The sequence below is a fragment of the Psychrobacter fulvigenes genome (assembly GCF_904846155.1).
Classification (GTDB): Bacteria; Pseudomonadota; Gammaproteobacteria; order Pseudomonadales; family Moraxellaceae; genus Psychrobacter; species Psychrobacter fulvigenes.
Genome location: NZ_CAJGZP010000001.1, coordinates 310,052 through 336,403, shown reverse-complemented (window position 1 = coordinate 336,403; position 26,352 = coordinate 310,052). Strand labels below are relative to the sequence as shown.

The following is a 26,352-nucleotide window of genomic DNA, read 5'->3' as shown; positions in this document are numbered from 1 at the left end:
GCTTCTAGTCTACTTTGTTTTTATATAATATTCACAACGATTTCAATCATTATATTTTGCTTAGAATCTACAAGATTTAAACGCTATAAGTATACATACAAGTATGTAATAGACCTAGTAGTATATGAGTCTTCACTAAACCTTAAAAACCTGTTACTGTACATCAATGAATTGGTGCCTTAGCAAGAACCACAATATAACATTCGCTAAACTTTCTATCAATTCGATAGTATTTATTGAGCTAACATTTATTGCTATTTAAAAAATTTAAATAGCCACTATATTTAAAATCCCTTAGTTTGGTTTTAAATACACATAATAATTTGACCTTAAGAAAATTTATGAATCATTATATAAAAAGCATAAAAATCAGAAATTTATTTGATGAGAAAGACATCAACTGGAAACTCAATAGAGTCAATGTTCTAGTTGGAAAAAATGGCCTTGGCAAATCTACTATCCTTCACCTTATAAATTCAGCTATTACTCAAGAAAGCTCTAAATATCTAAATCTTTGTGATGACGTAATGCTCGAGATGAAAAATAATGACAAATATCATGCTTTAAAAGAGGCTATCCCACCTGATCTTCTTGAAGTGATTATAAAAGAATTATCTACTTCAGACGATTTTATGAATGCAATTGAAAGCTCTCTGACCCACTTCAAAGAGGCTGAAAAATTTAATACAGAAATAATCAAAAACATTAAAAAAAATGTCATCTTAGATTTCAAGAAAAAATCTAGTATCCAAGATAAAAATAGAATAAATCAAGAAGGGTTGTCGAGTTATAAATTTGGTATCAATGTTGAACCTATGGAAACTGAGTTTATTTCAACAATAAATATGAATGCCAATTCTGTAAACAATGTAACTACAAGTAGTGGAAACCCTACAACGTTCCTTGATCTCGAGATTAGCAATGAGATCAAAAGATTGCTTGATAATAGCTCAAAGTATCCAGAAAAAAATCTGAAAGAAAAGCTTACAAACTCTTTAAACAATCTTTTTAATGAGACTGATAAGGAAATTGTTATTATCAATAACAATTTGAAGGTTTTGTTACTTAATGGTAAAGAATTAAGTTTTAAAGAGCTATCTTCTGGGAAAAGACAAGTTGTATTTATATTTTTAAAAGTAATTAATGCAAGTATCAATAACTCTTTAATTCTGATGGATGAACCTGAAATTTCACTTCATCTATCATGGCAAGAAAAACTGTTAGATGAAATTAATAAAGTAAACAGTTCCAGCCAAATCATAATTGTTACTCATAGCCCAGCAATACTAATGAATGGTTGGTTTGACTGTCTTACAGATATTAAAGATATTGTTTTTGATAATATTGATTCTTATGAGGTTGATTAATGTTAACCTTTATACAGTATCCTTTTAATCCTAATTTTATTAAAGCATACAATAAAATTCACTCTGGTTTTGAGAAATACAATCTATATATTGAGGACAGTAGCGATACTTGGTTTTGGGAAAAATTTATTACGAAAAGTCTTCCAGATAAATATCGTATTGTTCCTTGGAGTAAACGCGGAAAATGCAATTTAGCGCCACATTATTCAGACGCAAAGCTTGAGGCTCTAATTGCTGTAGATAGTGATTTCGACTATCTGTGCCCAAATATTGGGTACGGAAATGAGTTCTACTCTAATCCCTACCTTTTACATACATTTGCATATAACCGTGAGAGTGTACTCATAGAAAAAAATAGTCTTCAGCAATTTATATCAGATATTAAATTTACTATCACTCACGACATTAACGTAGATCTGTTTATTAAAAGATTTTCAGCATTAGTGTTTGATGGACTCATAAAATTTATTCATCTAAAAAACATCAATAAAGAGAACTTAAATCATGATGAATTTCATCAATGCTTTCATATAACAGATAAAAGAATCATAACGGTTAATGATCAGAATAAGCCAATCATTGATATGACTGTTTTAGATAGTATTTCACATAAATTCCAAAATTATTTCCAGCATTATACACTTTCATTATCAGAAGAATTGAATGCTCGAAATCATCTACTTCAATTAGGCGTTAATCAGGATAATGCTTACAGATTTATAAACGGGCACAAGCTAGAAGAACTAGTTATTAATATAGTAAACCAATTGACTGCTATATTGTCTCATTTAGAATTAGATATTATCAAAAGAAAATTTCAAGGCGATCAAATTAGTGAACGAAAGTCTCAGGTAAAGAAAACTCTCGCAGAAGAGTCTCAAATCAAGACATATCTACGTAGATATCCTATTTGCGATGAAGATGAAATTCATCAAAAAATATTTGCAAAAATTGAAGCTCTTAAACCCTGACTTCAGTTAATTCTTATTGGTGAATTTAGATCATAATATCGATAAGAAGGCGCCACTCACCTCCAACTGGAACAGTGCCCTACTGGTTTGGGCGAGTTGCGGTGGCTAGGTTTTGGGGTGTCGACGCGGAGCAAGCGACGACCCAAACCTTAGCTAGCGCCTCTCCCAGACTGGCAGATAGTAGCGAAACAGAAAATTCCCTTTGAGGAATTTTCACTTGCGAAGCTAAAATTGCAATGCAATTTTTTAACGCTTCTCAGGGATTAGCTCCCCTATTTCTGAAAACACTCAAATCCCAAACATAAAAAAGGTGAGCCTAAGCCCACCTTTTTTTATATCTAAACTATAAGCAATTTCTAAAGGTTTGTGACTAACGCAACCAAGCCCGCGCATTACGGAACATACGCATCCACGCGCCGTCCTCGTTCCACTCTTCTGGTTTCCAGCTGTGATTGTAGGCACGTAGCGTACGCTCAGGGTGCGGCATCATGATAGTGACGCGACCGTCGGTGCTACACAGACCCGTGACACCGCCGAGCGAACCGTTTGGATTGAGCGGATAAGTCTCAGTTGGATGACCTTGGCTATCGACATAACGCATGGCCAGCTGACCATGTTTTGCCATACCGTCGATCTCGGTGTTGTCCAGCGTGGCATAGCCTTCACCGTGCGCCACAGCGATTGGTAAGATGCTATCTTGCATACCTTTGAATAGGATGGACTTGGTACGCTCGACTTTGACGTTGACCGTACGCGCTTCAAAACGAGCTGACTGGTTGGCAATAAATCTTGGGAAGTTTTCCGCGCCTGGGATGAGGTCTTTCAATTGCGCCATCATCTGACAACCGTTACAGACACCAAGTGAGAAGGTATCCGGACGGGCAAAGAAGCGCACAAACTGCATGCGTAATTCGTCATGGAACAAGATAGAGTTTGCCCAGCCCGAGCCTGCGCCGAGTACATCACCGTAACTAAAGCCACCACAAGCAACTAGACCGTCAAAGTCACGTAGATTGATACGACCTTCAAGCAAATCGCTCATGTGCACGTCGACCGCTTCAAAGCCAGCTTGCGTAAAGCCTGCTGCCATTTCTGACTGACCGTTGACGCCTTGCTCACGCAAAATGGCGACTCTTGGCTTAGTTTCACGGCTATTTAAGTACGGTTCTTCAACCTTTTGATTGAGGTCAAAGTTTGGTGCAGCGATTAGACCTTTGTGGTTTGTATCGGCAATCAAGTCATATTCTTGCTGTACGCAAGCTGGGTTGTCACGGCGGCGAGCAATTTGATAGCTAACCTGACTCCACTCTTGTTGCAGCTCGCTACGGCTAAAGCGTAGAGTATCGTCACCCATGAGCGTTGGCGTTTGGATGATTAAGCTGTCTTCTTCTGAGCTTTGACCAACGAGACTCAGCATATCGCTGACGTTGAATTCTTCTGCCAGTTGCATTAACGCGGCAACATTTTCTGGTAGTACTTGAATAACTGCACCCAGCTCTTCACTGAACAGTTGACCGAGCAGATTATCATCAGTCAATGACAGCTTGATTCCTTGGCGGCTGGTGAATTGCATCTCAGCGATAGTCGCTAGCAGCCCGCCATCACCGATATCGTGATAGGCGCTGATGACGCCTTGCTCGTTACCCGCTTGGACAAAGTTAAAGAAGTCGATCAAGTCGCTTGGCTGCGCTAAATCTGGGCAGTCATTGCCTAGTTGGCTAAGCGTTTGCGCAAGGATTGAGCCGCCTAGACGGAATTGACCTTTTGATAAATCAATACGGTAGAAGGCGCTATCGCCATTGATTAGCTCAGGCGTTAGGGTTTTTGCCACATCAACGACTGGTGCAAAGGCCGTAATGACGAGGCTCATTGGTGAAACGACTGATTTGTCTTGGTTTTGATTATCAGCGTCTTCGTCACTCCAGTTGGCACGCATGGATAGCGAATCTTTACCAACTGGAATAGCGATACCGAGTGCTGGGCATAGCTCTTCGCCGACAGTATGGACGGCGTCAAATAATGCCGCATCTTCTACGTCTTCGCCACAAGCTGCCATCCAGTTCGCTGACATCGTGATATCAGATAGCTGAGTGATACGCGCGCCCGCGATATTGGTAATCGCTTCACCAACGGCTAATCGTGCAGAGGCTTTTGGATTGATAAGCGCGACAGGCGTACGTTCACCAACACTCATCGCTTCACCGCTCATTGGCTGACCATCGAGAGCTATCAAGCCTGATGCCGTAACCGCGCAATCTGCTACAGGAACTTGATAGCGACCAACATACTGATCACGCACGACCATACCAGTGATAGAACGGTCACCGATGCTAATCAGGAACGATTTGCTAGCGACGGTTGGATGACGTAATACATCTTTGATTGATTCGGCTAGATTGACTTCACTAAGTTCTAGCGCTGGCAAAGTAGCCTCTTGACGGCTAAAGCTACGCTGCATTTGCGGCGTACCACCGAGCAACACTTGCATCGGCATATCGACTGGCTGCTCAGGCAGCAGCTCATCATTAACGACAAGCTGACGGATTTCAGTTGCTTCGCCTAAGATCGCATACGGACAGCGTTCACGCGCACAGATCGCATCGAACTGCTCTTTGCTTTCAGGGCGAATCGCCAGCACATAACGCTCTTGCGCTTCGTTTGACCAAATCGCCATTGGCGACATGCCTGCTTCTAACGACGGGATTTTACGTAGATTTAACACCGCGCCCATTTCATGATCATTGACCAGTTCTGGCATGGCATTCGATAGACCGCCTGCTCCGACGTCATGTAATGAAACGATTGGGTTGCCATCTTTACTGTTGTTGCTTGCGTCAATATCGTTACCAGACTTTCCATTACCAGCGAGGGCCCAACAGCGATCAAGGACTTCTTGACAGCGACGCTCCATCTCAGCGTTATCACGCTGTACAGAAGCAAAGTCTAAGCCTTCATCGAGTGAGCCACTATCGACAGAAGACGCTGCACCGCCACCAAGGCCAATTTGCATCGCAGGGCCACCAAGGACGATAAGCAGGTCACCTTGCTGAATGGCGTTTTTCTCAATCAAGTTGCGTTTGATATTGCCGTAACCGCCTGCCAGCATGATAGGCTTATGATAGCCGCGCATTTGGCTGCCATCTTTTGCCGCTGAAGTGTCCAACTGGAAACTACGGAAGTAACCGCATAGGTTTGGACGACCAAACTCGTTAGAGAAGTTAGCTGAGCCCAATGGCGCCTCGGTCATAATCTCAAGACTGGTTGCCATACGATCCGGCGTACCATAGTCCTGCGTACTGACCTGACCGGACTGCTCCCACTTTTCGCTCAGCTCTGGGATATGTAAATGTGACACATGGAAACCCGTCAGACCTGCTTTGGGCTTACCGCCACGACCGGTTGCACCTTCATCACGAATTTCACCACCCGCACCTGTCGCTGCACCGGCATAAGGGGCAATCGCGGTTGGATGGTTATGGGTTTCGACTTTCATTAAGATATCGATTTCTTCTTGATGAAAATCGTAGGGATGGGCAGAATTAGCATCTTGAGCGTCGGTAGGAATCGAGTAAAAACGCATCCCCTCTGCCCCAGCCATTACCGCAGCGTTGTCTTTATAAGCCGACAAGATACCTTGTGGGTTGGCCTTATAAGTATTCTTAATCATTTGGAACAGTGATTTTGGCTGTACTGCGCCATCAACTGTCCATTCAGCGTTGAAAATCTTGTGACGGCAATGCTCTGAGTTTGCTTGGGCAAACATCATTAGCTCAACGTCGGTTGGATTACGCTTTAGCTCATTGACGTACGCATTCATTAGGTAGTCAATATCCTCAACAGATAGCGCAAAACCAAACTCTGTGTTGGCTGCTTCTAACGCTGACTGACCTTGTCCAATCACATCGATATGATTAAGCGACGCTGGTTGCTCGTCATCGAACAATTTATTCACATCGTTTAAGTCATAAACCAAGCTTTGGGTCATGCGATCAAACAATAATTGCTCAGCGGCTTTAGGTAGCGTAGCACCTACTTTGCCGTCTGCTTTTTCATCAACAGTTAGGGTATAAACAATGACGCGCTCGACACGGTTAATCTTAATGTCACAGTTATTAAAAATATCGGTCGCTTTACTTGCCCACGGCGAAATCGTACCAAAACGCGGGCTCACGATCACTTGTAATTGGTTATCTTGCGGGGCGGCAAGCTGGGTATCTTCTTTAATACCAAATAAGTCCAGCGCTTTTTTATGCTCATCACCTTTTAGTTCTCGTGATAGCACATAAACTTGCTGAGTATGGATGTGGCTGACATTTAGCTCGGTTTTTTGCTGAAACTGACTGATGAGTTGCTGCGTCTGAAAATCGGTAAGAAACGGTTGTCCGGCGATGGTCATCATAAAGGCATAATCCGTAAGATCAAGGCATCTCTGCCATGCAAAGTAAATGGTCCGCGTATTATAACAAGAAGCCCCATAATAAGCAGGTCAAAACCAAATAAATTGCTAAAGTGTTCAGTTATCGCGCTGGCAAAGCGTTAGGAAGTTGCCATTAAAAAACAACTCTTCTAAGTTCCTTTTCGGACCTGCCGTTTAATTTTAGAGACTCACACAAGGCTTTTTCAAAACAGAAAGGATTGCCGTATGGCGTCACAATTTTTACCCAATCCTTGTATTCCTTACAAACCCTCACATCGCATTACTGGCAACCTATATAATTCGACGACTATCTCTCGTTATTCTAATCATAGTTAACCGCACATAATTAGCTACTATTTAAGAGCTCAATAAATACAACTTGCGAGTTTAAATCCTGCTCGTTTAAATAAAGAAGACTGGTTATCATAAATCCAATCACTATAAAGAAAAGGAAATCACTATGAGTAAACAAGATCATATCGACAAAATCCAAGAAATCATCACAGATGTCAAATTTGCGATGATGAGTACGGTCAATAAAAAAGGTGACTTGCATGCTTGGCCAATGACCACTAATGAAACCAGTATTGGCGGTCGTGAAATCTGGTTCATTGGTGACAAAACTTCAGACGTAGTAAAAGACCTTCAAGACAACTCAAACGTTGGTCTAACTTACGCCAGTCAAGATGACAAAGATTTTGTTTCAATTACTGGTGATGCGGAACTACCAGATGACAAAAACAAATTAGAGGAGCTGTGGTCTCCTGTTTACAATGCGTTTTTTGCTGAAGGCAAAGAAGATCCAAACGTTCAACTGATCAAAGTCGTACCAAAAGGCGCGGAGTGTTGGATTAGTGGTAGCTCTACGGTAAATATGTTCAAGATGGCCGCAGCAGCATTGCAAGAAGGAAAAACTGCTGAAGATATGGGCGAGACCTTTTCGGTAGAATTATAATCAATATAAGAACAACACTTTTACTTAGACAACACTTTTACCTAGATAATAAAAAACGCCAGTGGCTCATGCGACTGGCGTTTTTTGTATTTAGATTTTACTATTTTAATATCAGTACTGTGCGCTTAACCACTTTGTTTTAGGTATGGCCAAGCCGCTCTTAGGTAAATCATCATCGACCATAGGGTCAAAACAACGGCCGCAACCATTAACACATAACCAATGGTTTCAAGCGACTCCCAGTTTAATAAAAGCACCGTGATAGCAACCATCTGAAAGGTGGTTTTCAGCTTGCCAACATACGACACTGCGACACTGGTACTTTTACCAAGCTCTGCCATCCATTCACGTAATGCGGATACCGCAATCTCACGCGAGATAATTACAATCGCAGCAATCGCCATAATAATATTGGGATGCCACTGCACCAAGATAATCAGTGCTACTGCAACCATCAGCTTATCAGCAACGGGATCTAAAAAGCGACCAAAAGCTGAGACTACATTGAGCTTACGGGCGAAGTAACCATCGAGCCAATCAGTAATGGCAGCGATGATAAAGACGCCTGTCAATAACAAATGGCGTAATAGGCTATCGCTAAATTCACTCATCCCTACCCGAGCGATGACGTTATCTGAAATCGCAGGTAAGCCAATACCCATTGCTGGTGGCCAATAAGCGATTGCGACGAATAGCGGAATCATCAAAATACGCGCAATCGTAAGGTTGTTGGGCAAATTAAAAATGCTTTTTTCGTTTTGCGGTTGTGACGGCTGTGGCGTATGCAGCTGTGTGCTCTCGGTCATGGCAAACCCAGTTGTATGTAGACGTAAGGATGAGTGCTAGCTTAGCATTTTTCGGGCATACAGTCATGCCATCTCTTTTGCTATCGTCGCGAATTGGAATCTAGGTATATAGATATCAGTACCTTTAAAACCACACTTCTATCATTGATATTTATATCTAATATTTCAGATACAAGCCATACGTAGCAAGGATTAGGCAGAAATAAGGTAAAAGTTAAAAAATATCTCAAAACCTGATACCTATAAAAAGATGTAGTCAAATTGACTGAAACGTAAGGTCATGTAATTAAGCTGGCTTAAGGTACCGCATTTCAGCTATGATGATCAGAGTAAGGACACAGTTGTACACTTAGATTTGTAAGTAGGTGTATATCGCTATTGAATTATCAAAAAACACCCTTATTTATAGTGAACAGTACCAAAAAAGCTAACAATAATAATTATCACTTACTGCTCTTGTAGTTTTGCTACATAGCCAGTTTTCCTCAGCCCACAGTTTCCTCCTCTGTGGGTCTTTTTTTGTCTTTTAAATTTCGATACCGCTATTACCTAATCTCTTTTCACCTTAAAGGGCTCTGAAAACTGCAGGATTAAAAAGCCGACAGCAGACAGTATAATGGCAATCTCATAACGACCGTATGCCACCGAAATGCCAATTGCGCCTGTATTCCACAAGCTTGCTGCTGTTGCCGTACCCTTAGAACCCATTTCATTTTTGAAGATAGCACCCCCACCGATAAAGCCCATACCCGTGATGATGGCATACATAATCCTCGCTTCACCTGCAGACTCATAAATATCCCTACCGACCAACATAAAGGCACAAGAAGCAATCGTCACCAGCGGAAATGTCCTAAGACCTGCGCCGTTGTCCTTCATCTCACGGTTTAGAGCGATCGGCAGGGAGAGGATAAACGCAATGCCCAACTGAAAAAAGTGATATTGCATGAGGTCTAAATCTATATCAAATCCAAACATCGTTTATCTCCTTTTTATTGCCGTAAACGCTTTTAAATACTAAGCGCAGATTAGCTAAATCTTTTTATAACTTACTACAGTCGCCCTTATAGTTAAGTTGTTTGACAGACCATTTCTACCGTTTGTTGTGCCATCTGATAGCAGCTCTCGATATTACCTTGCCCGCACCAATCACCACTGACAATCCACTGCTGCTGCTGATCAAGCAAGATACCTAATGCTTCTTTATCAGTCCCAATGATCGTCGCTGCATAACGCCAACGATGACAGTCTACTTGACTGGGTGCGCTGTCCTCATTCCAATTTAAAGCCTTTTGAGCTGCCTGTAATAATTGCGCTTTGACGGTTTCGATATCCTCATCGACTTGCTGCTCTGACCAATCATTACGTGCATGTATCGTGACACTGGGCAGCAGCTCATCATGGGCATGCTTTTGCTGTTCAATGAATATTCTGTCAATTATTGAATCATGCACATAAGCCACATCCCATGCTGGTTTCCCTTGTTTGTTTAACGCCTCAGGTAATGGCTGCACGTTATCCCAACCTAACATCAGTGTGTAACAAGCCTGCATTTGGGGCTCGATTATTTTTGCTTGTTTAGTAAAGCCGCTATTTGCCATTAGTTCTACGGCTTGAGCATTTGGCGCCGTACAAATTACCCAATCAAAGTAGCCCAGACTGTCTCCCGTTTCATCGAATAGCTCGGTTTTGTTATCAACTTGATTTTGTGTGTCGTGAGCCAGCGGTGCGACACGGGTTTTAAAGTTGATGGTCGTATGCGCTAGCTCATCGGCCAATGCTCGCCCCCAACTGGTCATTTTTGGTGTACTGATATAACGCGCCTGCGCCGTGTCCCACTGCTCCTTTTGCTGAATATCGAGGGATTGACCACTAACGCTCGCTGGATTTAAATCAACCACTTGCGCACACCACGGCTGAATGAGCTTTGACTCAAGCCAAGGTGCAATAAACTGCTGAAAGCTGGAAGTCTTTGCCGTAAAAAACTGCGCTCCAAATGCCCATTGCCAGTTTTGTTTAGTCACGCTATCGCTACGATAACGTGTTGCCAAACGACCAACACCCGCTGATTTTTCAAAGACAGTTATTTGTGGTACGAGAGCTCTGTCATTGGCTTGTCTAAAAGCGCGCTCTAATAAGGTCGCGGTAAACAGCCCTGTCAAACCAGCGCCGATAATAGCGATCTGTGGTGATTGTGCATCGGCAGTGTGCAAAGAGTGATCTGTCATAGTAACAATAGACCTTATAAAAGAGTTAGTGATAATGAGCAGGAGCGCTTATTAAGCGACGTGTTAAGGAAAAACATAAAGCACAAAGTATCGCTTTTATTATTGTTGAATATCACCATAATAAAAAGTCATGCTATTAAAAACAGCATGACTTTTGTGACAGTGTATAAGTAGCTATGGGCTATCAACCGTACAACTTATTGATGTTCTGCTTTGACCACCTCAATTATCTTATTGATGACCGAGCTGTCTGCAAGGGTCGATAAATCACCAAGGCCAACATACTGCCCTGCTGCAATACTGCGTAAGATACGGCGCATGATCTTACCTGAACGGGTTTTTGGTAAGCCATCAACGATATAGATAGCGTCTAAATTGGCAATCGGGCCAATCTCTGCACGTACATGACGATTTAGCTCAGATTTTAGATGCTTGTTTGCAACTTCTCCCGATTTGAGAATAACAAAAGCAGCAATACCCACACCGCGAATCTCGTGTGGCATACCGACCACCGCCGCCTCAACGGTAGCAGGATGAGAATCTATTGCGCTCTCAACTTCTGCAGTACCCAAACGGTGGCCTGCAACATTGAGCACATCATCCACCCGTCCTGTGATCCAGTAGTGACCATCCTCATCACGCTGTGCGCCATCTCCCGTAAAGTAATAGCCAGGATATTCAGTGAAGTAAGTTTGCAAAAAGCGCTGATGATCATTATAAATAGTACGCATCTGCCCCGGCCAACTGCCACGAATGACCAAGTTCCCCTCAGCCAGACCTTCTAGCACTTCTCCATCGCTGTCAACGACTTCGGGCATGATGCCGTACAAAGGATTCATCGCGCAGCTGGGTTTGAGTGCGACTGTCCCTGGTATGGGCGCGATCATTATACCGCCCGTTTCTGTCTGCCACCACGTATCTACTATGGGGCATTTACCACCGCCAACGACATCATAGTACCAGTCCCAAGCTTCAGGGTTGATAGGCTCGCCAACGGTAGCAAGCAGACGCAGGCTTGAGCGATCAGACTCACGGACGAAGGCATCGCCCTCTTTCATCATCGAGCGGATAGCCGTCGGTGCGGTATATAACACACTGACTTTATTCTTATCGATGATATGCCCAACCCGTGCCCACGTTGGATAGTCTGGTGCGCCTTCGAACATTAGAGTCGTGGTGCCATTGGCTAGTGGCGCATAGGTAGAATAGGTATGACCAGTGATCCAGCCAACATCAGCCGTACACCAGTAGACATCCTCTTCCTTTATATCAAATGCATCACGGAAGGTTGAGAGCGCATAAGTGATATACCCGCCCGTGGTGTGCAGGACGCCTTTGGGTTTGCCTGTTGAGCCAGAGGTATACAATAAAAACAGCGGATCCTCGCTATTCATGACCTCAGGCTCACACTCTGCCGACTCGCCAGCGACCAAAGAATGATACCAAACGTCGCGGCGACCACTCATCGGAATTGAATTGCCCGTACGATGTACCACGATGACTTTTTCAACGCATTGAGTGCCGTCCATCTCTAAGGCACGATCGACATTGGCTTTGAGCCGTGTATGCTTATTTCCACGCAGACCTTCATCAGCAGTGATGACAAGCTTGGATTGACTATCGATGATACGGCTGCCCAAGCTCTCAGCCGAAAAACCAGCAAACACCACTGAATGTACGGCGCCAATACGCGCGCAGGCCAACATGGCGATCATGGCCTCAGGTACCATCGGCATATATAGCGTGACCCGATCGCCCTTACTGATTCCAAGCTTACGCATGGCATTACCAAGTCGGCAAACCTCAGCATGTAGCTCTTTATAAGAGATAATTTTGTGCAGGGATGGGTGGTCACCTTCCCAGATAATGGCTGGCTTATAAGGGTTGGTTTTTAAGTGGCGATCTATACAGTTGACGGATATATTCAGCTCTCCATCTTCAAACCACTTGATATGAAAATCGTCCAAATCATAGTTCACATTGCTGATTTTGGTTGGCTTTTTTATCCAGTCGATAAGCTCGGCACGCTCAGCCCAAAAAGCCTCATTGGCTTCAGGTGATGCGATGGATCTTTGATAATCTTCGATGTACTGTGCAGAAGTGGTATTGGCGGCAGCGACAAACTCAGCCGAAATGGGAAATGAGGGTTGCGTCATTATAAATTCCTTTTTTAATTATTACTTTCTGCACAAGCGTATTTGCTGTTTTTCTATATCAACTACCAAACTTTTTTGGAACTTTAACCAATGCAAAGCCACCATCAAGCAATTATCATCATGAACGATAAGGCAACAGCCTCAGATGATTAATACTATCTAGCACCATCTTCCATGATTGATAATCTCTCGACTCCAGTTTGACAAATATGAATGTTTGATGCAAGACATCAAATACCAATCACAACAATTTTAGGGTCTGTTGAACATTCAAATGTGGTACTGGCGGCGTCTATTTTTAGACAATACGCAGTGAAATTTTCGCAGCCTAGTCATTCTAGGGTAGACAATTTCGCCATGTATTGGCAAAAAATAGCCCCGCCCCGAAGGGCTGATGCTAAAATCACCCCAAACGGTGTTGTAAACCTAGCTAAGGTCTAGACATTATCGTCGGTTTACGCCTAGTTTGGTACAATTTTAGCGATCAGCAGCCCTAATATTTGAATGTTCAACAGACCTTAATGTACATTTGTAGACATAGCACTTTTTGCGTTAAAGCCCTCATCCTTAACCAACAGTCGTCTGATATTTAATCCTTGTAACTGCCTGTTAAATATGGACAATAGCCCCTCTAGTGATAGATTTTTTACACTAGGGCGTGTCCTCATTTTAAAAATGGAGATAAAAATGAGATAAACTGCCGTCAAACAAGGAAAAGAGCGCAGATAATATCGGGATATTACCTAGCTATTTAAAGCTGTTTGGCAAGATTTAGCCATTTTTAGCCCATTTAGGTATCCTTCGATTGAATTGAGGACATGCCCTAGTATTTATACTTTATCGACCACCCTCTATGGATTCTAACCACAATGAATAATTCCCCTACATATTATGATGTCATCATTATCGGCGCGGGAGCCTCTGGGCTATACTGTGCGCTGACCGCTGGGCGTCGTGGTCGCCGTGTATTGGTGTTAGATCATGCCAATAAGGTAGGCAAAAAAATCCTGATGTCAGGGGGTGGCCGCTGTAACTTTACCAACTATTTCGTCGAGCCTGAGCATTTTATCAGCAGCAATTCGCATTTTTTTAAATCAGCGTTAAGCCGTTACCCCAGTTGGGAGTTCATCGCCATGGTCGAACAGCATAACATTGCTTATCATGAGCGAGATAATGGCCAGCTGTTTTGTGATGATTCAGCAAAAGATATTGTAACCATGCTGCTAGATGAATGTGCAGCGGTCGGTGTGCAAGTCCGAATCAACACCCAGATTGACAAAGTTGAGACTATTGAGGCCACTGCTGATAAGCATAACGCGCGTTTTCAATTACTAACCTCGAAAAAACTCAGCAAAAAAGACAAACAAGCTGCTCTCACTGCAACCGAAGCCAATGCCGCCAAACCTTCGCAAGCCAGCTATCGCTGTGAATCATTAGTGGTGGCGACAGGTGGTTTGTCCATTCCAACACTGGGCGCAAGCGGGTTTGGCTATGAGTTGGCGCAGCAATTTGGACATACACTTATCGCAACCGATGCCAGTCTAGTGCCCTTTACCTTTACCGATAAAACCGGCGAGCTCATTCGCGCCTTGGCTGGTATCAGCTTACCTGTGATCGCTAGTAATGAGCGTATCTCATTCAAGTTGCCACTGCTGTTTACCCATCGCGGCTTATCAGGCCCTTCTATGCTGCAGCTATCTAACTACTGGCACACTGGCGAGACCATCACTATTGATTTATTGCCCGAAACTGATGTCACGGAGCTGCTTCTCGCTCGCAAAAAATCGCACCCCAAGCAGTTAATACGAACGGTACTGGCAGAAAGCACTGACAATGCTCTCCCCAAAAAGCTGCTTGCTGCATTACAAAGCCATCTTTGGGAAGATATCAAAGATACTGAACTTGCCAATATTAAAGATGAGCGCCTAATAGAGCTTGGGGCTACTCTCAATGGCTGGCAACTAAAGCCCTCTGGTACTGAGGGTTATCGCACGGCAGAAGTGACACGCGGCGGCGTCAAAACCAACGATATCTCCTCAAAAACCATGCAAAGTAACTTGCAAGACGGGCTGTATTTCATCGGTGAAGTGCTCGATGTCACAGGGTGGCTTGGCGGTTATAACTTTCAATGGGCGTGGGCCAGCGGCTTTGTCTGCGGTGAAGTGGTTTAAGGAAGTATTTTATTATATCGTTTGGTTGTATCATTAAAATATAATAAAAAGCCCCGACAGCATTACGCTATCGGGGCTTCGCTTGATTTAGGAACGAAAGCTTTATCACTTTGCTGTAATATTAAGCTTGTTTCTCATCCAAAAACGGATAATCGGTATAGCCTTCCGTACCGCCGCCATAGAAGGTTTGCGGATGTTGCTCATTTAAAGGTGCACCTTGACGGATACGTTCTGCCAAATCAGGGTTGGCAATATAGTCTCGACCAAAGGCAACGGCATCAATATAACCTGCCTTGATATTTTTCTCCGCTTTTTCAATCGTATAACCGCCAGCGGCGATAATCATATTGTCAAAAGCATCGCGGATACGCTGACGGAAGCCATCATTATATGGTGTACCGCCTGCCCAATCAGGCTCTGACAGATGCAGGTACATCAGACCATGGCTATTGATTTGCTCAATTAGCCAGATATTGTCATCTTCATCGTAGCCTGCTTCTACACCATTAAAAGTACCCTGTGGTGACACGCGAATACCGACATGATCCGCATCCCAAGCATCAACACAAGCCTCGATGATATCAAGCGTCAAGCGCGCACGATTCTCACGGCTACCGCCATATTCATCATCACGCTTGTTGGTTTGCTCGACCCAGAACTGATGCAACAGATAACCGTGAGCACCATGAATCTCTACACCATCAAAACCTGCCTCTTGCGCACATTTGGTCGCATGGGCGAAGTCAGCAACGACTTGCTTAATCTCATCAATAGTCGCTGGGCGCGGCGGTGTCGCTTCGACACGAATCGCTTGGTCATCGCTATCGCGAAGAGAGGTACGAGCACCGACTTTGACGTCTGATGCAGAGATAGGGGCTTTACTGTCAGGCTGTAGGCTTTTGTGCGCAACAAGGCCAGTATGCCATAACTGTGCGACGATCTTGCCACCCTTGGCATGGACGTTGTCGACGATGGCTTTCCATGCTGTGGTCTGATCTTGGGTATGAATACCTGGCGCGCCAGCATAGCCCTTAGCTTGAAAAGAAACCTGCGTTGCCTCAGTTATGACAAGTCCTGCGCCCGCGCGCTGCGAATAATATTCACTAGCCAGCGCCGTTGGAACATCACCTGGCTCAATCGCACGCAGACGTGTCAACGGTGCCATAATGATGCGGTTTTTTAGCGTTTGAGTACCCATCTTGAGCGGTTCAAATAAGTTATCGTGTGCCATAAAAAGCCTTGTTTGTTGTTATATAAAACGGATGATAAAGTTATTTAATAATGCTTATACCAGCATGTCTTAAAGCGCTGTTTTCGATTTCCTTTATAAGGGGTATACGCTATTATTCAAGCGGGCGTTACAAACAACAACACTCGTTTAAGACCGTTTATTTTTAAAAATGATTATATGAGCGGTGTTCTAAAGCTATGAAGAAGGTAGTAGAATTTCTTACATTATATAAGTTCCCCAATTATTCAAAGGATATAATTTGTGCAAAAGAACAAAATAGCACTTATCATAGGTGCAAGCCTACTGTTTGGTATCACTGCTTGCCAGCCTCCTGCGGATAAAACTGACCCATCGGACGCCACTTCAACCTCTACGCAAACGGCAACGCCTCCAAGCACCCAGCCTTTGATAGAAGCCAAAACTCCAAAGCAACTTACGACTGCCTTAGTAGACTCATCTGCGGATAGATTAAGAGAGCAGCTCATTTGTAGCAAGCTTGATGACAATATAAACGCTGTTGACCATACAAGTAAAATCGAAAGCCTGCGTGCGGTGCAGCGCCAACTAGCTGCTTGCTTACCAGCGGCTGATAATGCTGAGGTACTGCAGTGGCTAGTAAACTACCAAGCGATGTATGCACGGTTTTTGCAGTCTGATAGCTCTATAGACGATGAAGACTTTTTTACCGTTATGAGCAATGTGGAACAAGGTAAAAGTATCGCTGTAGCACAATTAAGAAAGATCAGCCCTCGTGCTCGATATCTTATTGGTTTGATCAGAAGTAATGCGGACGTTAGCATAAGATACATGGGCGCAAACGATTTTGAGTTTCATCACGACCTATCGGCAATGGCTGATATATTTACCCCTTATCTGCCAGATGACCAAAGTGAATTTATTCAGCGTATGGCGCAAGACAACCAAGAGTTATTTTGGTTCGATGCGGCGATTGCCTTTTCTTTTGAAGAATTGGTTGAACGTGCTGTCTTCTGGGAAGACTTTATGAAACGTTATCCACAAAGTAACTTCTACAATGATGCTAAGGCTTTGTTTGATACCTATCGTTATCTACTCTTTTTTGGTTCAGAGAATACTCAATGGTTTGATGATGATCTACGCAAATTTTATATTCCAGCAGATGAACGCTTGATGATGCAACTGACTGAACGTACTGACAGTCAACTGGCTCAAGATGTACAAAAGCTTTTGGTATTTATGCAGCAGTCAGATGACGAGCGCCATCAGTCATATCCTGTGCCTGACAAAGATGAAAACGATCAAAAAATAAACGCATGGCAAGTGACTCATTATCAATTGGGTCAAGCGTTAGCAATATCTTCGCCATGGGATAGCGTACGAGCTAGAAACTGCTTGCATGGTATCATTTGTGTAGACGAGACTAGCCAATAAATAAAGCGTTCAAATAAAAACTCTTAAGGAAAATAATGCGCATTGCCGTTTTTTGTGGATCAAGCCAAGGGGCAGATCCAAAGCATCTCGAAAAAACCATTGAATTGGCTCAAGTCATGGCAAAGAAAAAACTGCATATCGTCTATGGCGGCGGTAAGGTCGGGCTAATGGGCGCACTGGCTGATACAGCCATTGCTGCTGGCGTACATATCGTCGGCGTTATTCCCGATCATTTGGCAGATAAGGAGCTGGCGCATACTGGCGTCAACGAGCTCATATTGGTAAAAAGCATGCATGAGCGTAAAGCCATCATGGCAGATCTTGCTGACGGTTTCATCGCCCTACCTGGAGGTCCTGGCACGCTAGAAGAGATCTCGGAAGTCTGGACTTGGGGTCAGCTAGGATTGCACCACAAGCCCTGTGGTTTTTTAAATGTGAACGGTTATTTTGATGGCCTGTTCACCTTTTTTGAGACCATGGTCGCTGGTGGCTTTATGAAACAAGAATATCTGGATATGCTGATGATATCAGACGACGTGACAGAGCTGTTTGATCAAATGGCCGCTTATACACCGCCCAAACCTAAATGGACAACTTAAGCTTACGCCAATATAAGCAGGCTAAAGCTTCCCACAACTAAATCGTCTTTTTTCTAAACATCGTCAATGACAAGTTCAGAGACAGATACGTCCCAATCAATATCACCACTGAGCCGATAATCGCCAGCAGATCCAGCGCTTCACCAAGCAGCAAATACCCCAAAATAATAGCAAAGATTGGAATCACCAAGGTAATGCTCGTGGCACGCATTGGGCCAATACTTTTAATCAGCTGGTTCATAAAGATGAGCGCAATCGCCGTTGAAAACACCCCGATGCAAACCACTGACACCCAAGCGAATAGACTGATGCTTTTGCCATACGGAAACTCAACCACTGCAATGGGGAGCATGACCACGCTGGCAATGATCAACGAGCCTGAGGTGATCGCAATCGGTGAGATGTCATCCAAGTAGTTTCTGGTGATATTGGCGCCAACAGCATAGCCGACGCAAGCAAATAAAGCGTAGCCCATCGGCAATAACCCTGAGCTGATACCTAACTCTGCACTCTGCCCGCCAAACAAACTTTCGCTCATCAAAATCACCACCCCGATGACGCCGATGACTAAGCCGAGGATTTGCTTTTTTGCCAATTTATCATTAAAAAACGTGCTGGCGATAAAGCCACTCATCATCGGCACGGAAGCATTAAGCACAGCTAGCACCCCTGCGTTCACTGACTGCGCCGAAAATGAAAACAACACAAAGGGAATGGCAGCAGAAAACAAACCCACAAGCGCCAGTGTTTTTAAATTCTCACGAATACCGCGTCTGTTTTTGGCATTCAATAAAACAAAGATTAGCATCGTGAATCCAGCAAACACCACGCGCAAGCTGGCAAACGATAACGAACCAAACTCAGGAACGCCAACCCGATAAAAGATAAAGGACAGCGACCACATGCAAGAGAGCGTAATAAAGGTAATGAGATCGCGTTTGGTCACTGAATAATCCTATTGAGCGTATATAGTCAATTGAAAATAAAACTGTTATAGATTGAGATGCGCTACTGGTATAAATTTTACTTGCGTGCTGCGTTCCCAGAGGCTACGCAAAATTCATTCCAGTAGCGCTATGTCATTTCTAAAGTGTATTAACTATAGACTGTTTGGGCCAGTCAATAAAAATGCCATGCTATAAAAACATGGCAATCATAACGGTTTATAGGCTTGATAGATAGTGGCTAAATAGGAACTAACCAAAGACTAAACAGAGAGTGCATCCGCTCTGATTAATCACTTATTTTTATCGGCTTATCATTCATTGCTACTCTACAGATCTACCTTATCCAATACAAAATCAATATCCTTATCCCCGCGCCCTGATAAATTGACTAAGATAGTCTCCTCTGGTGACATATCCTTGGCAATTTTCATCGCATGAGCAATGGCATGGGCGGACTCTAAGGCTGGAATAATACCCTCCAGTCGTGACAGCGCCATAAAGGCCTTTAAGCACTCGGCGTCTGTCACCGATTCATAAGTCGCTAGCTGCATATCGCGTAACAGCGAGTGCTGCGGACCTACGCCTGGATAGTCAAGACCAGAAGCTATCGAATGCACAGGGGCTGGCTTGCCATCCTTATCGAGTAGTACATAGCACTTAAAGCCATGAATCTCCCCCTTAATACCCAGCGTCATGGTGGCTGCATGATTGGGAGTATCTAAACCCTCGCCCGCAGGCTCCACTCCTATTTTCTCAACGCTTGCATCATCCAAAAAACCGCTAAAAATACCAATCGCATTCGAGCCGCCACCGACACAAGCCACTACTTTATTGGGCAACTGGCCAGTCGTCTCCAAAAACTGCGCACGTGCCTCACGGCCAACGACCGACTGAAAGTAGCTAACGATTTCTGGATAAGGCGCCGGCCCTAATGCCGAACCGATCGCAAACATACTGCTATCCAGCTCATTCATATAGGTTTCAAAGGCACTGTCTACCGCTTCTTTTAGCGTCCCTGCCCCGCGTGATACTGGTACGATTTTGGCACCCAAAATTTTCATACGGCTGACATTAGGGTGTTCTTTTTCGATATCGACCACGCCCATATGTATCTCGCACTCAACGCCCATCAAGGCAGCCGCCGTTGCTAAGGCTACGCCGTGTTGCCCTGCGCCAGTCTCAGCGATAACTTTGGTCTTGCCAAGCTTTTTCGCCAGTAACACTTCACCCAAACAATGGTTAATTTTGTGCGCGCCAGTGTGGTTTAAGTCTTCACGTTTAAAGTAAATCTGCGCGCCGCCGCAATGCTCGGTTAAGCGTCTGGCATGAAATATCGGGCTTGGTCTGCCGATATAAGTCTCACGCAAGCGTTTCATCTCAGTGACGAAGTCTTCATCTTTGATAATTTCACGAAAGCCCTTCTCTATCTCATCCATGGCTTTGGCAAGCTCAGGGTGGCCAATCTTGCCACCGAACTCACCGTACAAACCTTCATTATTAGGTAGGATTGAGTGATGCAGCCCGTAGCTACTTGCCGTATTTTCAATTGTCATCGTTAAACCTTAGTTTTTGGGATTTTAGTTTTGAAGCTTTAATATCTGGAAATTATCCAAGCAAATTATTTTTGTGGCGTTATAATAAGGCCGTTGTATTCATGTTCTAGTACACTGAAACGTATTTTAAGTTAAGTCCTGTATAAGGTCAATAACTAGAGTTGATTTGCACGTATTTATAGTGAGCTTTTATTAGCTGGTTTGATTCATTTAAGAGGATGTTGAAATGCGACAAGATGACCATCAGGCAAAAAATCAGGCAAGCGATGCTTATGATTATCTACTTAAGCTACTGGTAGAGACGGATGACAGAACGCGCCTATCAGCGATATTCGATGCGCTCATGACAGAAAAAGAGCAAACAGAGCTAGCCAATCGCTTAACCATATTTGCCCTACTACAGCAAGGCGTCACGCAAAGAGAGATTAGCGCCCAGCTTGGTGTCGGTATCGCAACCGTTTCGCGTGGTGCTAAGGTGTTTGAGCAGCATCAGGTTGATGAGTGGTTAACTGATATTGGTAAAGAGATTAAGCTGTGAAGTCTGCATAGCGGCTGCGTATTGGGTTTGGCGACTGACGAAGTTGGCCGCGTCAAAGGGCATAAGAATATCTACGTGCAAGACGGCGCGTTAATCCTTGGCAGCGCAGGCGTCAATCCGTATGTGTTTATTACCGGACTTGCTGAGCGTAATATGGCGAGGATTTTGCGGGAGGATTTTGGGCAGGGTGTTGGGGTTTAGGATTTGGGTAGATGAAAAAAATGCTCTTTAGGGGCGTTTTTTTTGGGTTATGGATTTGGTGGAGCTAATCCTGCCATCATCTTATATCTGCTCGTTTAGCCTAAACCATATCTCAAGATGATCGTTATTATTTACGTAAAGCAGCCTTATATTCTTCGGTGATTTTTTTCACTGCTTCAAGACGTTTTTCCATATCTAAAGGATAAGCATTTAAGATGATATCCTCGCATTCTTTTTTAAACTTATGTATTTTATTTTTTCCGTGATTTGAAGATATATGATATTTAGAGTTGTCTTTAATTCCTAATTTCCAAATAACTGCATCGAAATTCAATCCACTTATTTTTACGGACCTACATAAGGCTGTTTTTGTTAACTGATGCGTTATTGCAAAATCTGTTGGTTTAGCTATCTCCACACCATGTTTTATTTCAACTTTTCTTACCACATAATAAGCCTTTTCTCCATCACCTTCATCTTCGACAAACCTACCACTATCTATCCAGTTTAGATTCCGCGCTGTATCATTGGTTAGAAATACAGATGCAGAGCTATCATTCTCAGACAGTTCTTGTGCATCGATAATAGCAGCTCTATCCATTCCAACTTTATTTAAAAGAGTAATATTATCTATCATAGACTTAAAAAAATTCTCTTTTTCATTATCAAGTATGATTTTTAGATCAGCGTACTTAATCTCATCTGATGAAGCAGAGTAGCGATAATAAATGGCACCTTCTCTTAATATTTCTTTCTGTGGCTTGCCTTGCATTACTAGAGATTTTGATTTTCTGCAAATTACAGGCTTATTAATTGATGGCTTTATAATCAAACAATGAATGTTCTTGCCCAATAACTCTATAGTTTTTGATTCAAACAAAATTTCAGGCTCGAAATACTGCTTTAAGAAATTAGTAAATATAACATCATCAGGTATCTCGTGTTCATTTACACCTACTAGCTCTCTAGGCTGGTCTCTAATGCCAAAGAATAAAACCCCACCCTCTCTATTAGCAAAAGATGCCATAGTTCGAGCTAGCTTTGGTAAATTACCATTATCAAACTTTAGCTTAAACTCTCTACGTTCACTTTCTCGGTTACTAACTCTTTTAGTTAAGGCGTCAACATTAAGTATTAATAACTCATTTAATTTTAATATTTTTTTATTTGACATGTATTCTCACCGAGCTAGTTTTAAAATGAATTTTTATTTACTTAAGTTTAGTCCTAATAATAGCATAGGAATAAGTGAAGCTTTAAAATATCAATGGTCGACTTGGGAAGCGGTTTAGCCCTGATAGTAGCGGTATCCTAACACCGACGATGGCGTTGCCGACTATGGCTGGGGGGGGTGATCGCTCAAATGTTGAAACGCCACCAGACAAACCAGTCCGCACGCCATCGACAAGTTAGGTACAAGCGGATAGCAGGATTGGCTCCAACAACTAACCATTCCCCAAAACTTTATAAATCCTCTTCTCAATATTCAAATCCTAAAACTATCCTCCCTACCAGACAGCCATTGAATTCTAACCCCGCATCAGCAACAATAGCTTCTATTAATAATCTTCATAATAAAAAGGACAAACAATGAAACTACGCATCTTAAAGTCTGCCGTGACCAACCCTTGGTTTAACCTCGCGACCGAGGATTGGATATTTAATACGCTCAATCCCGACTCACACACGCTATTCTTATGGCGCAATAGCGAGACCGTGGTCATTGGGCGCTCGCAAAACCCATGGGTAGAATGCAAAATTGATAAGATGGAAGAAGACGATGTATTTTTGGCGCGGCGTCAGAGCGGCGGCGGCGCGGTGTTTCATGATTTGGGCAATACCAACTTTACCTTTTTATCGCCCAAAGACGACTACGACCAAGAAGCGAACTTTACCATTATCATCAATGCGCTAAAAAAACTGGGCATAGACGCGGAGTTATCTGGTCGTAACGATATGCAAGTCGGTGATAAGAAAATATCAGGCAGCGCCTTTAAACATGCGGCGGATCGTAGCTTTCATCACGGCACGTTACTGGTGAATGCCAATATGCAAAAGCTGGGCGATTATCTCAATCCGCACCCGCTTAAGCTCAAAGCCAAAGGCATTAAATCGGTACGTGCGCGCGTAGCCAATTTGGTTGAATTTAATGAAGACATCAATCACGAGACGTTATCAGATGCAATTATTGAGGCGTTTTTTGAATACTATCGTGACACTGATTATGGCGACACTGTGCCAGTAGAAGAGCTGGATGAAGCCAGTCTCGCCAAGCAGCCTAACCTGAACAAATACTATCAGCAAATGGCAGATTGGGACTGGCGTTTTGGCAAGACCCCTGAATTTACTCATCACATTGAGACGCGCTTTGATTGGGGCATTATTGATTTGCACCTTGATGTGAAGCACGCAGTGATTAGCGAGGTGGTCATCTTCTCTGATGCGCTAAACGTTGAATTAATCGATCTATTAAAAGAGACGTTGACTGATATTAAATATGATAGACATGAGGTAAAAGCCAAGCTTGCTGAGCTCAGCAAAGCGCATTCTGATTTGGCAGCGCATATTAATGACGTGTCTGCGTGGTTGCTTGGTGAGATGGAAACTTAAATCTTTAAATAATTATGTGGGTTGAGCTACCGTCAACCCACCTTCTCATTCAAATGATAAGCTACTAAAGCTAAGAGGCTATTTAAGCGTTAGCCCTTTTGCTGATTGATCATTGTCATACCATTTGAGCTCGATCTCAAGGCTATGCTCGGTACCTTTTCTCTTTTTCTCTTCATTTTCGACCTGGACTTCTAAAGTAAGATTCTCTGGCAACTCTAATTGCAAATCCTCGGTGCCTTGGCTGAGTACCAACGCTCCAGTGGAGATTTTGTCCGCCAACTCATGCAAAAACGCCACAACTTCTTCTCTGGTTTTTCGCTCTTTACTTTTAAACAATCTAACTTCTTTGGCCATGATAGCGCTCCTTTATCAAAGATACTGGCATGTACTACTATTATGATAGCCTACATATTTAAATTATCAATTAAGCGTATGCTAATAAACCAGCAAATGCTATACCGCCCCTAAGCTCATCAACAATCATCCTAAAACTCGGTAACTCAACCTATGGAACAACTCACCATTCTTTTCTTCGCGCTGACCTCTTTTTTTGGGATAGAGAATAATATAATAGCCGCTGATAAAACGACGGTGACGATACATCCTCAAAGCCAACAAATAAAAATCGTCCAAGAGGATTTGTTTGCGATTATTCGCTCAGAGGCTGATTTAACTCTTGCTAGAGAGCTATGGGCTGGCGTGTCTGCGATGACTACAAGTGATGCTACTTGGGCGCAGGCGTTAGACGGTTTTACTACCAAGACGCTTAGTTTGGCGTCACTGGATAGTCAGATTCAGCCACAGCTAACGCTGACTTATGGCGACGAGCAAGCGCTGCGGGCGATGGGTGTTTGGTATGATGCTAAGAAAAATCAATTCTCTGTCAATCATGTCCCGCATGACAATCTGCAAACCGAAGACGGCAAACTGGTGGGGAATTACTGGGTTTTTGATGGAGATAAAACCTTTAGCTTTACCCTCGAGCCTTTTAAGCAAATGCCTGAAAAATATCAGCAGCTTAAGCAACCACTGAATCAAGTATTGGCTGAAATATAAGGTTGGAGGTGGTGTTGATTGGTTCTGAATAAAGAACCCAAACCACGACCATTATCCGCAAGAAACAAGATCTCACCGCTAGCCCTGACGTGAAAGCCGTAAAAAAATTGCACACAATTTTAGGCTTGCAAGGAGAATTCCCTTAAAGGAGAATTCTCCTTGCACAAATTAGTCCGCACGCCATCAGCAAGAAATGTAGGCTGGGCTTTTAGCCCAGCGAACAAGTTGAATGAAATAAAGCTATATTTCATTGTGCTAAATTAAGATGACTTTATGACTATAAATTTGTTTATACTTTATGAATAAAGCTAGGCTAATCTAGCTTTATCAAAAAACACTCACTTTCTATTAAACGAAAAAATATGAAAAAAATATCTTTAACAATATTAAGTATATTAGGTGTTTGCACACTGAATAGTAATGCAAATTCGGCAAGCTTTGATTGTAATAAAGCCAGTACTTGGGTGGAAAAGACTATATGCAAAAGCCCTGAACTATCAAAGTTTGATGAAGTAATGGCAAAAAAATATAGAAGCAATCTCACTGATGCAGCTAAAGAAGATAGCGAAATCTATAAAAATAATGTCATTATAGATCAGAAATTATGGCTAGATTTTCAACGGAATACTTGCGAAGATAAAGCATGTCTTATACGTGAGTATCAAGAGTATATTGAAGATAAAAATATCAAAGGTACGGTTTGGAGCTTTTCAGATGAGTTAAGTCATTCTGATTTACCGAGCAAGAACTCATTTGGCAAGTTTTCCCAAACCTTTAAAATCTCAATATATAACTCAGAAACTGGCCGAAATGATGCACAAGAAGTAACAAACACTCTTTCAATTAATAGTGTCGTTAACAAACCTCATCTCTCCGTTATTGAAGGAGATTTATTTTTTACTAATTTTCATAGCTGTAGTATTGGAGAAAGCATTGCAAGATGGTCACAGAATCATTGGGTTATTAACGATGAGAATCAAGCAAATGAAACCCTTGAGCTACGTTTATATCCAGCACCTTATAAAGGCAAAACTCAGTTATTACTGAGAGATATTGATGACCAATTTAGATTGAGGCGTTGTGGTGCGCGAGGTTATTTGGATAGAATACTATTAGAACGAGATTAAGTGAGCCGA

At 42.9% G+C, this 26,352-nt stretch carries 21 protein-coding genes; 11 read left to right on the top strand and 10 right to left on the bottom strand.

The features are described from left to right. The first annotated feature begins 341 nt into the window (after positions 1–341). Positions 342–1,367: an ATP-binding protein gene (locus JMX03_RS01500; RefSeq protein WP_201593966.1), complete on the top strand. Its 1,026-nt coding sequence runs from the start codon at positions 342–344 to the stop codon at positions 1,365–1,367. After that, a complete protein-coding gene (locus JMX03_RS01495) occupies positions 1,367–2,338 on the top strand; it encodes a DUF4435 domain-containing protein (protein ID WP_201593964.1) in 972 nt (323 codons plus the stop codon). The genes JMX03_RS01500 and JMX03_RS01495 overlap by 1 nt, the downstream gene beginning before the upstream one ends. Positions 2,339–2,708: 370 nt before the next feature. Here JMX03_RS01495 and purL read toward each other — a convergent pair whose 3' ends face one another. Next, positions 2,709–6,737, bottom strand: a complete 4,029-nt coding sequence (gene purL / locus JMX03_RS01490; protein WP_201593962.1) for a phosphoribosylformylglycinamidine synthase — start codon at positions 6,735–6,737, stop codon at positions 2,709–2,711. A gap of 478 nt (positions 6,738–7,215) precedes the next feature. Between purL and JMX03_RS01485 the strand changes: the two genes are divergently transcribed. Continuing rightward, positions 7,216–7,710 carry a pyridoxamine 5'-phosphate oxidase family protein gene (locus JMX03_RS01485; RefSeq protein WP_201593960.1) on the top strand — a complete coding sequence of 165 codons (495 nt, stop codon included), beginning with the start codon at positions 7,216–7,218 and terminating at the stop codon, positions 7,708–7,710. A 125-nt stretch (positions 7,711–7,835) separates the two neighbouring features. On the opposite strand, the gene pgsA is transcribed toward JMX03_RS01485, so the two are convergent. From pgsA to acs, 4 genes are all read right to left on the bottom strand, one after another. Next, a complete protein-coding gene (gene pgsA, locus JMX03_RS01480; RefSeq protein WP_201575965.1) occupies positions 7,836–8,516 on the bottom strand; it encodes a CDP-diacylglycerol--glycerol-3-phosphate 3-phosphatidyltransferase in 681 nt (226 codons plus the stop codon). A 549-nt stretch (positions 8,517–9,065) separates the two neighbouring features. Beyond that, positions 9,066–9,494 (bottom strand): MgtC/SapB family protein, encoded by a 429-nt coding sequence (locus JMX03_RS01475; RefSeq protein WP_201575966.1) that lies wholly within the window; start codon positions 9,492–9,494, stop codon positions 9,066–9,068. A 92-nt stretch (positions 9,495–9,586) separates the two neighbouring features. Continuing rightward, entirely contained in the window at positions 9,587–10,744 is a 1,158-nt protein-coding gene (locus JMX03_RS01470) for an NAD(P)/FAD-dependent oxidoreductase (protein ID WP_201593958.1), read from the bottom strand. Between the two features lie 197 nt (positions 10,745–10,941). Further along, entirely contained in the window at positions 10,942–12,900 is a 1,959-nt protein-coding gene (gene acs / locus JMX03_RS01465) for an acetate--CoA ligase (RefSeq protein ID WP_201593951.1), read from the bottom strand. Between the two features lie 869 nt (positions 12,901–13,769). Here acs and JMX03_RS01460 point away from each other — a divergent pair. Then, positions 13,770–15,071 carry a BaiN/RdsA family NAD(P)/FAD-dependent oxidoreductase gene (locus JMX03_RS01460; protein WP_201593950.1) on the top strand — a complete coding sequence of 434 codons (1,302 nt, stop codon included), beginning with the start codon at positions 13,770–13,772 and terminating at the stop codon, positions 15,069–15,071. A gap of 121 nt (positions 15,072–15,192) precedes the next feature. On the opposite strand, the gene nemA is transcribed toward JMX03_RS01460, so the two are convergent. Beyond that, positions 15,193–16,302: an alkene reductase gene (gene nemA / locus JMX03_RS01455; RefSeq protein WP_201593949.1), complete on the bottom strand. Its 1,110-nt coding sequence runs from the start codon at positions 16,300–16,302 to the stop codon at positions 15,193–15,195. 261 nt (positions 16,303–16,563) lie between these two features. Between nemA and JMX03_RS01450 the strand changes: the two genes are divergently transcribed. After that, complete coding sequence (locus JMX03_RS01450; protein WP_201593947.1) at positions 16,564–17,712, top strand: hypothetical protein; 1,149 nt, start codon at positions 16,564–16,566, stop codon at positions 17,710–17,712. 32 nt (positions 17,713–17,744) lie between these two features. Further along, a complete protein-coding gene (locus tag JMX03_RS01445; protein ID WP_201597686.1) occupies positions 17,745–18,311 on the top strand; it encodes an LOG family protein in 567 nt (188 codons plus the stop codon). Between the two features lie 37 nt (positions 18,312–18,348). Here JMX03_RS01445 and JMX03_RS01440 read toward each other — a convergent pair whose 3' ends face one another. Together JMX03_RS01440 and trpB are read right to left on the bottom strand one after the other, a co-directional pair. Next, complete coding sequence (locus JMX03_RS01440; protein WP_201593945.1) at positions 18,349–19,257, bottom strand: DMT family transporter; 909 nt, start codon at positions 19,255–19,257, stop codon at positions 18,349–18,351. Positions 19,258–19,584: 327 nt separating this feature from the next. Beyond that, complete coding sequence (gene trpB / locus JMX03_RS01435; RefSeq protein WP_406947733.1) at positions 19,585–20,778, bottom strand: tryptophan synthase subunit beta; 1,194 nt, start codon at positions 20,776–20,778, stop codon at positions 19,585–19,587. A gap of 259 nt (positions 20,779–21,037) precedes the next feature. On the opposite strand from trpB, the gene JMX03_RS01430 reads away from it, so the two are divergent. Both JMX03_RS01430 and JMX03_RS01425 read left to right on the top strand, forming a co-directional pair. Continuing rightward, positions 21,038–21,349 carry a Trp family transcriptional regulator gene (locus JMX03_RS01430; RefSeq protein ID WP_201593941.1) on the top strand — a complete coding sequence of 104 codons (312 nt, stop codon included), beginning with the start codon at positions 21,038–21,040 and terminating at the stop codon, positions 21,347–21,349. Positions 21,350–21,376: 27 nt separating this feature from the next. Next, positions 21,377–21,550 (top strand): hypothetical protein, encoded by a 174-nt coding sequence (locus tag JMX03_RS01425; protein WP_406947689.1) that lies wholly within the window; start codon positions 21,377–21,379, stop codon positions 21,548–21,550. Positions 21,551–21,677: 127 nt separating this feature from the next. On the opposite strand, the gene JMX03_RS01420 is transcribed toward JMX03_RS01425, so the two are convergent. Next, positions 21,678–22,724 carry an AlbA family DNA-binding domain-containing protein gene (locus JMX03_RS01420; protein WP_201593939.1) on the bottom strand — a complete coding sequence of 349 codons (1,047 nt, stop codon included), beginning with the start codon at positions 22,722–22,724 and terminating at the stop codon, positions 21,678–21,680. Between the two features lie 416 nt (positions 22,725–23,140). Between JMX03_RS01420 and JMX03_RS01415 the strand changes: the two genes are divergently transcribed. Then, positions 23,141–24,160: a lipoate--protein ligase gene (locus JMX03_RS01415; RefSeq protein WP_201593937.1), complete on the top strand. Its 1,020-nt coding sequence runs from the start codon at positions 23,141–23,143 to the stop codon at positions 24,158–24,160. Between the two features lie 78 nt (positions 24,161–24,238). Here JMX03_RS01415 and JMX03_RS01410 read toward each other — a convergent pair whose 3' ends face one another. Continuing rightward, positions 24,239–24,514, bottom strand: coding sequence for an amphi-Trp domain-containing protein (locus tag JMX03_RS01410; RefSeq protein WP_201593936.1), 276 nt, complete (start codon positions 24,512–24,514; stop codon positions 24,239–24,241). 153 nt (positions 24,515–24,667) lie between these two features. Between JMX03_RS01410 and JMX03_RS01405 the strand changes: the two genes are divergently transcribed. Together JMX03_RS01405 and JMX03_RS01400 are read left to right on the top strand one after the other, a co-directional pair. Then, entirely contained in the window at positions 24,668–25,216 is a 549-nt protein-coding gene (locus JMX03_RS01405; protein ID WP_201593935.1) for a hypothetical protein, read from the top strand. Between the two features lie 362 nt (positions 25,217–25,578). Continuing rightward, the gene (locus JMX03_RS01400; protein WP_201593934.1) at positions 25,579–26,343 is read left to right on the top strand and encodes a lysozyme inhibitor LprI family protein; all 765 of its coding nucleotides are present in this window, start codon (positions 25,579–25,581) and stop codon (positions 26,341–26,343) included. The last annotated feature ends 9 nt before the right edge of the window (positions 26,344–26,352 follow it).